Raw genomic sequence first — 13,590 nt, forward strand, 5'->3', positions numbered from 1 at the left:
TCAATAGATTTTTAGAAAAAAGTGAAAAAACTCGAATCATTCGAGATTTGACTTGAAGAGTAGAAAAAAGACCACATCACTGCTTAACGCTGATGTGGTCTGAGAAATCTTAACTTAATGACATTGATGAGGCCTCAAACAAAAAAGACGATCGCTTTTAACAACTGGATCCGGAAAGATCCATTCCATCTTGTTTACGGCCTTCAGACCAGGGGGACTTTCATGAAAAAGTTTTTAATGGCGGCCCTTTCTACGGCACTTCTCATCAGTGCGGCAGGCTGCTCGAATCAAACGAAAGAAGAACCAAAGGTGACCGCCCTCAGCGTAATGGATACGGTCAACTCGAAAAATATCGTAAATTCCGAAAGCGACATGCGCCTTTGGTATCAGGTGAATCCGGCGCTGTTTACAGACCGGGCGACCGGGGCGGCCGGAACCATTTCCAGCATTCTTACCGATATCGAATACTTGTCGGACGGCGACATGGAGACGACTAACGATCTGAACATGAGCGGAATTCTGCTGACCAATCTCTTTGCGGTCGACGACCAGAACGCGCCAAAGGATTTTGTGACGATCGATCCCAATCTGGGAATCGATGACGATCTCTCTTCGCTTTGCAATCGCGGAGCAAGTCTGAACCTTCCGGTTATGGTTTCTCTGGAAATCGGCTATATTTCGCAGGAAAATGCGGATTTTAAAGCCATGTGCGATCTTGTGAATCAGAACCCGGATCATGAAGATCTCTTCAGTCTGAACCCGGATCTTTTCGACATGTTCTTTATTGAAAAGGACCACGGCGGACAGGACGGCTGGACCCAGATTGGAACAACGGCCTACTATTACCGTTCTCTGCCGCAGACATCCATTCCAAAACTCAACATGGGCAATATCAATGTCCGTGTACAGCTGCAGACCGGACTGCGCCATCTGATCAATCTTGGTGTCAGTGGGTTCTACATTCCTGATTTTGATGCCGTATTCGGTGAAAACCAGGAACAGGGCGCGGAATTCATGACCTGGATGAGCGAAAGCGTACAGGAAATGAACCCGAACGCCAAAGTCGTTTATTCGTATACAAACTGGAACGATGCGCTTGCGCCGATCCCCGCCTACAGTGCCTGCAAAGAAGGGGAAGGCGCACAGGGCATGATCGGCAAAGCCGTAACCGGTGCGATTCCAGCCAAGGATCTTGGTCTGTGGCTCGAGTCGGCGGTTAACCAGTCCAACGGAATGAACGCTTCCTTTATCAATTCCGACCAGAATTCTCTCGATCTGCTCAAAGTGAGCAGCCGCCTGCCGCAGTATAAAATGGCGCTGGCTTTGCAGATTATGACCAGCGGGCAGATCTTTATCCTTTCCGGCGATGAACTCGGCCTGACCAGTGAACAGACCGATCTGATTGTTGACGCTATTGAAATGCCGAAAGAAGACGAAGAAGAAAACACCGATTCCGAAACCAAAGGACAGGAAATCGATCTCGAATTCGCCTCGCTTTCCGAGCAGAAAGCGGACGGAAACTCGATTCTCAATTTCGTACAGCAGGCGATTAAGCTGAGAAACTCCTGGCTCGCCATTTCCGAAGGCACCACAACGTGTCTGCAGGATCTGTCCACTGATCAGGTTCTCGTTCTCGACAAGCGCCAGTCCAACTCGGAAGCGGTTCTGGTCTTCAACCTCTCTTCCAAAGAGGCGACGGTGGATCTTTCTTCCGTAAAGATCAACAGCCTGCCTGCGGAACTGGGCGGGGAACTGCTGACGGGCACTTCTCCCGTTACGCTTGAAAACAACATTCTGACTCTGCCGGCCAATTCCATGGCGCTCCTGAAATAAAAGAGGACAGCAGGAAAACAGGCAGGAAGCCAGAAGAAATTATTCGCAGCGAAAAATCGGACCGATTTTCAAAAGGAAAGCAGATGGCCAGATCGACATCGAACAGATCTGGCCATTTCTTTTGTCTGCACCCATGATATGTCGGACGAACGATGATTTTTGCATAAAGATTCATCCAAATGGATGTCCATTTAAATCGTACAATTCTTAGAATCCGATTTCGTAAGGGGAAATTCGGAAAATCATGTCGGCATACGGCGGTTTGCCGTTATAATTTGACTGACATCACAGCAATTTTTTAGCTGAATACCAATGGGAAAAAGAGGGGACTTATGTTATTTTTTCGAAACGATTACGGTGAAGGCTGCATAGAGCCTATTCTTGACCTGCTTAAACAGGCCAACGACGAATCCAACCCTGGATACGGCACCGATTCTTATTCCAAAAAGGCAGCCGAACTGATTCAGTCCAAACTGCCAGACGTACCTTCCGATATTCATTTCGTCGTTTCGGGTACGCTGACCAACATTGTCATGATTCGCCGCGTTCTTCGCGACTGGGAAGCCGTACTTTCGGTCGATACCGGACACATCATTGAACACGAAGCCGGCGCGATTGAAGCGATTGGTCACAAAATTATTTCTGTTCCAAATTCCAATGGAAAAATGACCGCCTCGGTTCTGGAAAAGACCGTTGAGCGCATGCGCAAGGATCCAAACTATCTGATTGAACCAAGACTGGTCTACATTTCCAACGCGACGGAACTCGGTACCGTCTATACAAGACAGGAGCTCGAAGCGCTGAGTGCTGTCTGCAAGAAAATGGGTCTGTATCTGATGATGGACGGGGCAAGACTCGGCGCCGCACTGATGAGCGGCATTGACTACTCTTTGAACGATATCGCCAAATGGGTCGATATTTTCTCGATTGGCGGAACGAAGAACGGTGCGCTTTTTGGAGAAGCGGTCGTTGTCGTCAATCCGGATCTGCGTCCGTATTTCCGCTACGTAGCCAAGCAGTCCGGAGCCATTTTAGCCAAGGGCTGGCTGATCGGCATGCAGTTTATCGGTCTGTTTGAAAACGACGCTTTTTACAAGAACGCGGGCTACGCCAATAAGCTGGGTGCGGAAATTCAGAACCGTGCCATTGAACTGGGCTATCCGCTGTTCATGAAGACGACGACGAACCAGATTTTCCTTGTACTCAACCGTTATCAGTTTGACTATCTGCGCGATAAAGTCGATTTTGAAATCTGGACATACTGGGATGACAACGTAGTTATTCGTCTGGTCACCAGCTGGCATACCTCGCAGAACGATGTCAAAACGCTCTGCCAGTATCTTGAACTGGCCATGAGCCGCTCCCGCCGCAATGACGAAGCCGTTCTGGCTGCCGAAGCGCAGGAAGAAACGCCTGAAAAAAGCCTTTAAGCCGACTTTATCGAAGTAAGGTATTGCTCATCTGATTATCAATTCATATCGCAAGTTCATCTGGCCGTATGGAAGCTTTTGCTTCTGTACGGCTTTTTCCATATGTGCAGGATCTCGTTTACGTTGATACAGATTGTACGGAAAAGCCGCACCCTGCGGCTGCGGATCCGGCTGCGTATACGATTTTCGCTCTCGGACCCGCAGCCTTTTGAACGCCAGGGAATCCCGGTTGAAGCCGAACGTTCAATCGGCTATCGTAGAAGAATCTTCTTTTTCCGACGGGCGTAAAACCGCCCGCGAAGGACCTGGCATGAAAAGATAGGAGCGGGTGATGGCGATGAAAGAAATACGAGAGTGGAGAGAGTGGGAAAACTGGCTGAATCAGGCGGAAAAAAGCGCGAACTGCGTCCTGAAAGCCGGGGTTCTGCTCATGTCTTCGGGTGCCGAGGTGTACCGCGTGGAAGAGACGATGAACCGTCTTGGCAATTCGATTCCCGGCGTCGACAGCAGCGAAAGCTACGTCATGGTTACGGGAATTATCTGCTCGGTGGAAATGGGCGGACAGACTGTTACGCGAATGGCCCGCATTCACGACACGTCTCGAAATCTGCTGGTGGTCAGTGCGGTCAATGAACTGAGCCGAAAAGCCGAATCGCATCACTATACGTGCGATCAGCTTCTCGAAAAAATCGAAGCGATTGAACATCTTCCCGATTATTCGTCAGGCTGGAAAGCGCTGTGGGGCGCGATTGGCGCCGCGGGCTTCTCCCTGTTTTTTGGCGGCGGATTTTATGAGCTGGGCTTTGTTTTTCTGATCGGTCTGATCGTTCGCTTCTTTTCCGTCGTCTGCGAAAAGATCCACATCAACAGCTATTTCGTAAACATGTTTCTCGCCTTTCTGACCGCGATTCTGGCGGTACTGTTTCATTGCCTAGTTCCGGAAGCGTCGCAGGATATTATGATCATCTCTTCGATCATGCTGCTGGTACCGGGTCTGATGATTACCAACGCGCTGCGCGACTCGGTTATGGATGAACCGCTCAGCGCCGTCGTCATTTTGATGCAGGCCGTACTGATCGCCTGCGCCATCGCCATCGGCGTTCTGATCGGTCTGTACGTGATGGAGGCACTGATATGAACGAACTGTTTGTCAAATGCCTCTGGGAAGGCTTCCTGGGCGCCGGACTGGCCACAATGGGCTTTGGCGTCCTGTTCAACGTCCGCTCGAAAAATCTTCTGCTGGCCGCTTTAACGGGCGCTGCAGGCGGTGTGGTCTATATTGCTCTTTCTTCTCTGAAATGGCCGGAAGGTCTGGCCAATTTCATGGCAGCCATGGTGATCGGCACACTCGGTGAAATTTTCGCGCGCAAATGTCGGACGACGGTGACGACCTTTACGGCTCCCGCTCTCATTCCGCTCGTTCCTGGAGGAACCGCGTACGAAATGATGGTGCAGTTTGCGACCGGAGAAATCGCGACGGGCATTACCAAGCTGATCTCCATGCTATCCATATCGGGAATGCTGGCGATGGGCATTCTGGTCGTTTCCACACTCACCCGCTTTTTCTTCTATTCCAAGCGACAGGTGAAAAAAACGCATGAAAAGCTTATGCGCGTCCAGCAGCAGCTGGCCGGTCAGGGAATTCGTCCAAAGACGAATGTACGCAAATCGGCTGCAGCTCTTATAGACGACGAAAAGCCGAAGGACGCGGGCGGATCAAACCCATGCTGCCCTGTGATTCCGGAAAATGAACTGGATCAAAATGTCTCCAATGCAAAAGAAAGGCATTTTCGGGAAGAGGATTTTCAGACATCCCAATATAAGATTCCTGAATTCAAAGACTCTTCCTCCAATTCCGACAACTGATTTACTCCATGCAATACCACTTGCCAAGTAGCCGTCCAAAGAACGTGAAAAGCCGCTTCGAAACGCGTCGAAGCGGCTTTTGACTGTTTATAGACAAGTTCAGCTGAGATCGAGTGGTCTGGCTTTCTGCTCTTCGCTCAGTTCCAGGTTGGAAATGTCCGTCCAGCCGAGAATGCTGTTTTTCTTGATCTGCGCCTTATGACCCCAGACGTTGACGAGATGAACGGTTTCGCCGGCATTGAGCGGCATTTCGTAGTTGGTGAAATTGCTGCCTTTGCCGTCGACGAGAAATTCATTGTCGATCCAGAAGCGGCGGTGCGCTCCCGGGGAATAGACAAGCGACTGCTTCTCGCGTTTTTCTAGAATCTGCAGCTCGGAATCCGCCCATGTGACATAATACGGCGCAAAGTTTTTCGGACGGGTCGTCCGTACGGCTTTGACCCGGTCGAGCAGATCGTCGCTGACGGTTTCCATATAGTTGCGGCTGATGATTAAAGCGTTGAGCTGTCCGGCAATTTTCACTGCGTTGCCGCCGTCGATGGAAATAATGTTTTTCTGATATTCGAGGCGTACAGAAAAATCGGCGCGTCGATGACAGTATTCGCTGACCGGCATATGACCGACCACGACGATATGGGAAAAGTGATGATCTTCTTCCTCAAAGTGATAGCGGGTCATGACATAGCGGAAATCGTCCGCGATCGTCTCTTCGTTTTCGATGCCGGAATGGGCAAAAATGTACGTCGGGGTAATAAGCACATGCGGCAGATCGTTCAGAAAGGAAAGCTCCTCTAAAAAGCCTTTTCGAATCGTGGCCGCCCACGAATTCATATCCTGTACGTCTTCAAACGGACCAAGATTCAGCTTTGCGGCCATTTCGTGAATCAGCGATTCTTTTCGGTTGGTTAAGACCTTTCGCAAATAGTCCAGACGATAGGAATACAAAACGTTTTTGGCTACAAAATCGCAGTTTCCCATGATCGCATACACTTCCGGATACTTGGACAGTTCCATGATGTGATGCAGAATGTCGAGATTCTGTGTTCCTTTTTCTACGAGATCGCCAAGGAGAATCAGCCGGTCTTCTCCCGGTTTGTACGAGCATTTTTCGAGCAGTCGTGTAAAGAGGGTGTCGTTTCCGTGCAGATCGGAAATGACGATGGTCCGTCCGTCAAAATCGTGCAGATGACGGATTACTGGCTTGCGGTTCATGAAACCAGAAACCTCAGAAAGGAATCCGCCAGACTTTCCCATTCCGCCTCATCGTGTTCGCCCAGAGGTTTGACATGAAATTCCATCCTGACGCCTTTGGAAAGCAGAATGTTGGCCAGTTCCGTCAGGCAGGCCGTTTCTCCGACGAACTCATGCGCGGTATTGCCTTCTCGTGCACCCCAGGAAAGATAGAGAGAACTCGGCGAGTGAATGTAAACCTGATCGGCACAATAGAGAAGACTCGAATCGCAGGGCAGAACGTACGGGGACAGAGCCACGGCTTTGGAGAAAACGGACGAGCAGGTGCACAGGGCGTAAATTGCCATCAGGCCGCCGCAGGACGAGCCGCCGATCCATGTGTGCCGGCGATCCTTGCGGGCAGGGAAGTGATGGTCGACGTACGGCTTGAGCGTATGGAGAATGAAGTCCATCGTCGCATCGCCTTTTCCGTCAATGCCTCCGCCAAATTCAGCATCATAAAAATCGAAGGGCGCGTATTCGGAAAGCCGCTCATTGCCTTCGTGACTGCATTCGATCCCAACGACAATAATGTCCTCTTCAAGGGCGTACAGATGGTTGAGCAGCCGCCACGAGCGGCCGTAGGTCGCATCTTCGTCGAAGAAGAGATTGTGTCCGTCAAACATGTAAAGGACCGGATAAGTTTTGTGACTGTTCATGTAGTCATCGGGCAAATACATGTGAATAGTCACATCGCGCTCGAGACTGCTGGAATAAAGATCGTATTTAATAATCATGTCGGTTAATCGTTTTTCGCAAAGGAGTCGATGAAGAACTCATTTCGCCTTTCAGGGGTAGTAAAACGCGCTTTGATCGTTACGTCACCCATTGCGCTCGCAAACGCAGGCGGAAGAACTTCTACGCCAATCAGTTCGCTGGCGTACTTGCTCATTAACATTTCTACCGAATTGAGATAGTTTACGCCAGTACGACGGCCGACAAAACCGGCCGAATACGGCGCGGTAAGGTCCATCTCAATCGAAGAGCCTAAAGTGACCTGCGCCCACAGACGGTAAATATCCTGATCGAACGAATAGTTGATCAGATCCGGACAGAAGCCGCCTGGCGGTCGGAAGTTCATTTCCAGCGCGCAGAGATCGCCCTTCTTTCCAAGGCCCGGCTGATCTTCGGTCAGTTCAAAGTATTCGCCGTGGAAAAAGCGGCTCTTAATGCCGAAGGCGTCGATCACGCTCTGCGCGATTGCGGCGCGTTCTGCGGGAATAGCAAAGTTGTAGTACGTTCCGATCGAATCGTGATTCTGAACGGAGTCCATGCAGTTGGAAACGTAGGACATGCCGCAAAGAAAGCGGATCTTTCCGTTCTTGTCGGCCAGACCGTCAAGGGTTGTAACATTGCCGGCGACAAACTGCTCGAGAATCATCTGCATCGACAGATGTTCGGCTTCCTGCCAGTAGCGTTCGAGCTCTTCCGGATTATGGATGTGCCAGGTATAGCTGGCGCCGACGCCATGATCCGGTTTTAAAACCAGATTGTACCCGTGTACCTCAGCAAAGCCGACCGCTTCTTCATAGGAAGTCGGCAGGATGTAGGGCGCCGTAGGGATGCCGGCTTTTTCGTAATACGCCTTCATGGCGGCCTTGGACTGGAATTCTTCAACCTGTGCCAGACTGAAGCCGGATTTCACGTTGAAATCGTCGCGCAGTCTTGCGTCCAGATCGAGCCAGGCTTCGTTGTTGGATTCGATCCAGTCGGGCTTGCCGTACTTGCAGGCGAAATAGGCGACGCCTTTGTACACTTCCGAATAGTTGTGAAAGGAAGAGACGCGATAGCACTCGTCCATGTACGCCTTGAGTTCCGGCTTGAGCGAATCGTAGTCCGTATCGATAATGCCAAGAACGCGAGCGCCCATTTCTTTCAGGCCCCGGCAGAACATCCAGTAGCTTTCCGGGTAGTTGGGGGAGATGAAAATAAAGTTTTCCAAACAGGGTTCTCCTCTCTTGTTCTCTCTTTTCTTAATCTTTCTTGTCTGATTTCTATATTGCCTTGGGAAAAAGAACAGGCTGCCTCAGCCTGCAGCGATTGTGAGGTCAGCGTTTTGTCCGTTTTCTTTCCGTTAAAAGAATGCCGATGATGGTTTTGGCATCATCGATTTCCCCATTTATAACCATTTCCAGCGCTTTATCGAAATCCATCCAGAACAGATGAATTTCCTCGTTTTCATCCGGATCCAGCCGGTTTCTGGCCGCTCTGGCGTTCTGTCCGAGATAGACGTGCAGCTTTTCGCTGTCGTAGCCGGGGGTCGGATAAAAGGAACAGAGCTTTTCCAGAGGATCGCAGACATAGCCGGTTTCTTCGTTAAGTTCGCGCATGGCCGTCTGTTCGGGTGTTTCGCCCGGATCGATCATGCCAGCGGGAATTTCGATCATGACCTCTCCGGATCCGGCGCGATGCTGCCGGACCAGAAGAATCTGGCTGTCTTTTAATGCGACAACGGCGGCACCGCCGACGTGACGGATCACATCGCGTTCGACTTCTTTTCCATTGAGGAGCATGCCGGTTTTGATCAGCGAGAAAATGGGTCCCTGATAGATCGTTTTTTCGTCCATAACTGCCTTTCTATCTGCTCTTTTCCTGAAACGGACGGGCTGTCTAAACTGGGCAGCCGGTCCGTTTTGCGGGGGAATTTGTTTTGCGCAGAATTGATTTCAGGATCCGAATGCTGATTATACAGAATGCAGACCGTGCACAGAATACCGGTTTGCGTTTTCTTTTTTCTCAGCCAGGGAATTTCTGCTGTTTTTCATTTTAAGTACTTTTTGATGCGTTGTTCATCCTTTCTGATTTTCTTTTGTACATAAGGCAGATTTTCGTAAAAAAAGCCGCAGGGAAAGGGATTTCCAAAAATCCCGTTTTCCCTGCGGCGTATGGTCTGAGGATGTCATTGAATAGGTCAGTCGACGGTATCGAGGAAGGCCTGCGTAATGGCCTGGGCGATTCGCGTCTGGAACTTGGTATCGCTCATGCGTTCATAATCCTGCGGATTGGTAATGTAGCCGACCTGAAGCAGAACGGCGTTGATGTCATCCGACTTTAAAATGGGGAAGGAATCGTAATGATCGGTATCGTGACCTTCATAGCGCGAGTAGCTGATCCGCTCCATTTCTCTGGCGATTTCTCTGGCCAGATCGTTGAGAACCGGCTTGTCGGGTCTTGTAAACAGGGAATAGCCCTGATGCAGGGAGTTGTCCTGATTGACCTGAAGTTCGAGAATGTAGTCCGCGCCGAGTTCTTTGGCTTTGTCCATGCGGGTCTGTTCGCATTCGTCCGTGCTTGAACAGGCGGGAACGTCGTCATACCAGCGGGAATATTCCACCCGGTAGCCGGCGTTTTCGAGCGCGCTGCCGATTGTCAGCGCCATCTGCATGAGCAGATCCTTTTCGCTCGTTCCGTTCTGGTTAATGTAGCCGGTATCCGTGCCTCCGCGGGCGGGATTGATGTAAATGAGCGGAGAGGACGAACTTCTTCGCGTATCGACGTCGTTGTTAGTACGCAGCGGCTGATTTTCGTCATAAACCGGAATCTGCGTACTTTCTGGTGAAAGGGAAGCCGACAGATTTGGGTCGATGACCAGCAAAATAAACAGTGCCGCAATCAGAAAGAAAATGGCGCGTTTCATGATCTGACTTCCTCCTTTCCTTACGCTGAATGCAAAGCGGGATCCGGCTCTGGCTCGTTCGCATTTCGCAAGATGGACCGGAATCGTATATAATCACAAAGTTATCGTCTGCTTAAAGCCTAGTCTGCAGACGCACGGATAAAAAACATGGATTTGGCTTTTGTTAAACCGAATTTCAATCTTAACAAAGCCGCTCTGGCTCTGCCACTCTTTCTCTAAAAATCTATCACGCCTGCAAGCCGAATCAAGTCTGCATGCCAGACGATACCGAGGATTTCCAAAAGGAAAGGGCAGATCCGCAAGCGCCGTACGTTTTAGATAAGAAACGCTTCGTATTTCGTTTCATTCTCGTTTCTTATTCGTCTCTTATTTAAAGGAAATAGGCTGTTCTGGCCTGCAGATATACTGGAAAGGAGCAAAGCGCATGGAATTTAAAGTCTGTCTCGATCAGTTTGAAGGACCGCTCGATCTGATGCTGCATCTGGTCCGCTCGTCTCAGCTCGATCTGTTTGAGCTAAATCTCGATGTGCTCGCCAGCCAGTACTGCGCCTACATTCACGAAGCGCTCAAGCAGGCGCTCGATGTCAGCAGCGAATATCTTGTCGAATTCAGCAGCCTTCTCGAATACAAGTCGAAAAAGCTGCTTCCCAAACCGTGTATCGAAGACGATCCGGAAAGTACGTACGAAGAAGATCCCGCCGAGCAGCTGGCCAGACGTCTGCGCGAATACGAAAAGTGCAAGGCGGAAGCCGAAGTTCTCGCAAGACTGTACGAAAAGCGGGAAAAGCGGCTGAGCCGGGAACCCTCCAGTCAGATCGACGAATGGGCGAGCATGGTCAGCGACGAAACGCCGCTTACGATTGCACCCAACGCACTCGCTTCGGCGTTTCTTCGCGTGCTGCGCCGTCATCAGCTGCTTCAGCCCTACCAGACGAAAGTCGAAGTCAAGGAGCTGAGCGTAGAAGAGCGCATGGCGCAGATTCTCAATATGGAAATTTTTACGCCCACGCCCTTCCGATTTGAGCAGCTGCTCGACAAAGTGACGACGCTTCATGAAGCGATCGTGACGTTTCTTGCGGTTCTCGAACTCGTGCACGAAGGCAGCGCGGCGGTCTTTCTGCAGGAAAAAGACGAAATCGAAGGCGATGCGAATACTTCCGAAGGAGAACGAGCGGACGGCTCTGGAAAGGACGAAATATGGATTCAGCAGGTACCAACGAATCATTAAAAGCGCTTCTGGAAGGGCTGATTTTTGTCAGCGGCGAAGAAGGCCTGACCCTTCTGCAGATTCAGTCGGTTCTCGACTGGTGCCAGCGTTCTACGCTTTTAGAAACGCTGGAAGAAATGCAGGCGGATACAAAAAAGGAAGCGCGCGGCGTGGAACTCGTCCGCTATGGCGGCAGCTGGAAATACGTCGCCAAGGAATCCGTCTATCCCCTCGCGCAGAAGCTCTATTCGAAAATTCAGAGCGCGTCGCTGACGCCGTCTGCCATGGAAGTTCTCTCGCTGGTCGCGTACCGGCAGCCGATTACCCGGGTGGAAATCGATGAAATCCGCGGCGTCTCCAGTGACGCTACGCTCAAAAAGCTCCAGGCGCGCGGGCTGATTGAAACGTGCGGCCATCTCGACACGATCGGGCGCCCGCTGCTCTATCAGGTCAGCGAATCATTTTTCGATACCCTGGGCATTTCCGCCCTTTCCGATCTGCCGGCGGTGGAAGTTGAACAGAAGGAAAGCTCTCTTTTTGAACGTGAAGAGGCACTTACAGTGGAAGATAAAGAAAAACAGCCGGAATCGGCGAACACTCCGCAGGCGTCAGACTCTTCAGAAGCCGCAGAAGAATCCGCTTCAAAGGCAGACCAGACGCCCGAGAGGCCGCAACAGGGTATTGTAGAAACAGACCAGACGAAAGAGACTTCGTCTGATCCAGTTTTCGAATCCAAATAAAAAAACCGGTGGATGCATCGGTTTGTCTAAATCTTAGCCGGACGCATCGAGATCCGATGCGCCGTTTGGCTTCATAAAAAACAGGAAGGCAAGATAATCATATGGAAGAACGTCTTCAGAAACTCATTGCCCAGTCCGGCATCTGCTCGCGCCGTAAAGCGGAAGAGCTGATTCTGGCGGGAAAAGTAAAAGTCAATGGAAAAGTCGTCACGACTTTAGGCACGAAAGCCAGCAGTTCGGACCGGATTACGGTCAATGGCAAGGCCATTTCCAAAGACGAAAAAGTTTACTATGTCCTCAATAAGCCGAAAGGCTGCATCACGTCCATGAAAGACGAAAAGGACCGCCCGACGGTGATGGACTATGTTCCCTCCGATGTGCGCGTCTTTCCGATCGGCCGTCTGGACTACGATACAAGCGGCGTACTGCTGCTGACTAACGACGGCGATTTTGCCAACAAGATGATGCACCCGCGCTACCATCTGCCCAAAACATACGAAATCAACTTGCAGGGCATGCTCAGCGAGGACGATGTCCGCAAACTGCGTAAAGGGTTCAGCTACAATGGCGAAACGTTTGCGCCGGCCAAAGTCTTCATTAAAAACAAGGACGTCACCCGCGATCGCATGCTCGTGGATCTGACGATTTATGAAGGCAAAAACCACCAGGTCAAAAAGATGATGGAAGCGCTCGGTCATGAAGTGCGCCGTCTGAACCGTTCGGCGTTCGGCTTTGTCCGTGTTGATGACATGCGTCCAGGCGAATGCCGTCGTCTGAAACGCTACGATGTGCGCAAGCTCGAAGCCATGAGCGAGCAGGGCGGAAACAGTTCAAAATGAAACAGATTTTTTATCCGCTCCCTTTAAATGCGGGAGACCTGGTCGAACTCGATGAAGCGACGGCCCATCATCTCTTTGATGTGCTGCGCACCGAGTCCAAAGAAGACGTCCGCCTCATTAGCGGACAGGAAGTGTATCTGGCCCATACCGAGCAGAAGCCGTATTTGCGCATTGAAAAAAAGCTCGAAAGCGCGGGCCAAAGCCAGGCAGCCGAACTGACGCTTTGCGCGGCGCTGATTAAGGCCGACAAGTTTGAATGGATGCTGCAGAAAGCAGCGGAACTTGGCGTAAGCCGCATCGTACCGTTTACGTGCGCCCGCTCGATTGTTCAGATCGATCCGAAAAAGGAAGCCAAGAAGCAGGCCAGATGGAATGCCATTCTTGAACAGGCCTGCCGCCAGTCCAACCGGACGAGCCTTGTGCATCTTGAACCCGTCTGCTCGATCAATCAGCTCGAAGCCTATAAAGGCGAGGTCAATGTCTGCGCCTATGAAAAAGAAGACGAACATCATGTGCTGTACGATGTCCTGAAAAATCCGTTTTCTTCGGCCTGCTTTGTGATCGGGCCGGAAGGCGGGTTTGCGCCAGGCGAAGCGGAACGCCTTGAAGAAAAAGGCTTTGCGCTCTGTTCGTTAGGTACCGGTATTTTACGCGCGGAAACCGCCGCGTGCTTCGTGCTTTCGGCTGCGCAGTATCAGCTGCAGGCCAATGCCGCCAAAGACGGTTCGTCTGCCCTTTAAGACGATTTTCCATCGGCTAATTCAGAATCAGACAGGCGCCTTCCGGCGCTTGTTTTCTTGCGGCCGCT

At 51.0% G+C, this 13,590-nt stretch carries 13 protein-coding genes; 8 read left to right on the plus strand and 5 right to left on the minus strand.

What is annotated here, in order from left to right:
• The first annotated feature begins 222 nt into the window (after nt 1-222).
• The 4 genes from Afil_RS04720 to Afil_RS04735 all read left to right on the plus strand — a co-directional run bounded on the left by Afil_RS04720 (nt 223) and on the right by Afil_RS04735 (nt 5,129).
• Entirely contained in the window at nt 223-1,833 is a 1,611-nt protein-coding gene (locus Afil_RS04720) for an alpha-amylase family glycosyl hydrolase (RefSeq protein ID WP_230267370.1), read from the plus strand.
• A gap of 332 nt (nt 1,834-2,165) precedes the next feature.
• On the plus strand, nt 2,166-3,263 hold the full coding sequence (locus tag Afil_RS04725) for a threonine aldolase family protein (protein WP_230267372.1): 1,098 nt from the start codon (nt 2,166-2,168) through the stop codon (nt 3,261-3,263).
• 331 nt (nt 3,264-3,594) lie between these two features.
• Nucleotides 3,595-4,401, plus strand: a complete 807-nt coding sequence (locus Afil_RS04730) for a threonine/serine exporter family protein (protein ID WP_230267374.1) — start codon at nt 3,595-3,597, stop codon at nt 4,399-4,401.
• On the plus strand, nt 4,398-5,129 hold the full coding sequence (locus tag Afil_RS04735) for a threonine/serine exporter family protein (protein WP_230267376.1): 732 nt from the start codon (nt 4,398-4,400) through the stop codon (nt 5,127-5,129). Before Afil_RS04730 ends, Afil_RS04735 begins: the two co-directional genes overlap by 4 nt.
• A gap of 99 nt (nt 5,130-5,228) precedes the next feature.
• On the opposite strand, the gene Afil_RS04740 is transcribed toward Afil_RS04735, so the two are convergent.
• The 5 genes from Afil_RS04740 to Afil_RS04760 all read right to left on the minus strand — a co-directional run bounded on the left by Afil_RS04740 (nt 5,229) and on the right by Afil_RS04760 (nt 9,996).
• Complete coding sequence (locus Afil_RS04740; RefSeq protein ID WP_230267377.1) at nt 5,229-6,341, minus strand: metallophosphoesterase; 1,113 nt, start codon at nt 6,339-6,341, stop codon at nt 5,229-5,231.
• Nucleotides 6,338-7,096, minus strand: a complete 759-nt coding sequence (locus Afil_RS04745; RefSeq protein WP_230267380.1) for an alpha/beta hydrolase — start codon at nt 7,094-7,096, stop codon at nt 6,338-6,340. The genes Afil_RS04740 and Afil_RS04745 overlap by 4 nt, the downstream gene beginning before the upstream one ends.
• Nucleotides 7,097-7,101: 5 nt before the next feature.
• Nucleotides 7,102-8,301, minus strand: a complete 1,200-nt coding sequence (locus tag Afil_RS04750; RefSeq protein WP_230267381.1) for an ATP-grasp domain-containing protein — start codon at nt 8,299-8,301, stop codon at nt 7,102-7,104.
• 106 nt (nt 8,302-8,407) lie between these two features.
• Nucleotides 8,408-8,926 carry an NUDIX hydrolase gene (locus Afil_RS04755; RefSeq protein ID WP_230267383.1) on the minus strand — a complete coding sequence of 173 codons (519 nt, stop codon included), beginning with the start codon at nt 8,924-8,926 and terminating at the stop codon, nt 8,408-8,410.
• A 344-nt stretch (nt 8,927-9,270) separates the two neighbouring features.
• Nucleotides 9,271-9,996, minus strand: a complete 726-nt coding sequence (locus Afil_RS04760) for an N-acetylmuramoyl-L-alanine amidase family protein (protein ID WP_230267384.1) — start codon at nt 9,994-9,996, stop codon at nt 9,271-9,273.
• Between the two features lie 424 nt (nt 9,997-10,420).
• Between Afil_RS04760 and Afil_RS04765 the strand changes: the two genes are divergently transcribed.
• The 4 genes from Afil_RS04765 (at nt 10,421) to Afil_RS04780 (ending at nt 13,522) form a co-directional block, all read left to right on the plus strand.
• A complete protein-coding gene (locus Afil_RS04765) occupies nt 10,421-11,224 on the plus strand; it encodes a segregation and condensation protein A (protein ID WP_230267386.1) in 804 nt (267 codons plus the stop codon).
• Nucleotides 11,194-11,943, plus strand: a complete 750-nt coding sequence (gene scpB / locus Afil_RS04770; RefSeq protein WP_230267388.1) for an SMC-Scp complex subunit ScpB — start codon at nt 11,194-11,196, stop codon at nt 11,941-11,943. Before Afil_RS04765 ends, scpB begins: the two co-directional genes overlap by 31 nt.
• A 101-nt stretch (nt 11,944-12,044) precedes the next feature.
• Nucleotides 12,045-12,782, plus strand: a complete 738-nt coding sequence (locus Afil_RS04775) for a pseudouridine synthase (protein ID WP_230267390.1) — start codon at nt 12,045-12,047, stop codon at nt 12,780-12,782.
• Nucleotides 12,779-13,522 (plus strand): RsmE family RNA methyltransferase, encoded by a 744-nt coding sequence (locus Afil_RS04780; RefSeq protein WP_230267391.1) that lies wholly within the window; start codon nt 12,779-12,781, stop codon nt 13,520-13,522. The genes Afil_RS04775 and Afil_RS04780 overlap by 4 nt, the downstream gene beginning before the upstream one ends.
• Nucleotides 13,523-13,590 lie beyond the last annotated feature (68 nt).

Source organism: Allobaculum fili, from assembly GCF_020969955.1.
Taxonomy (GTDB): Bacteria; Bacillota_I; Bacilli_A; order Erysipelotrichales; family Erysipelotrichaceae; genus Allobaculum; species Allobaculum fili.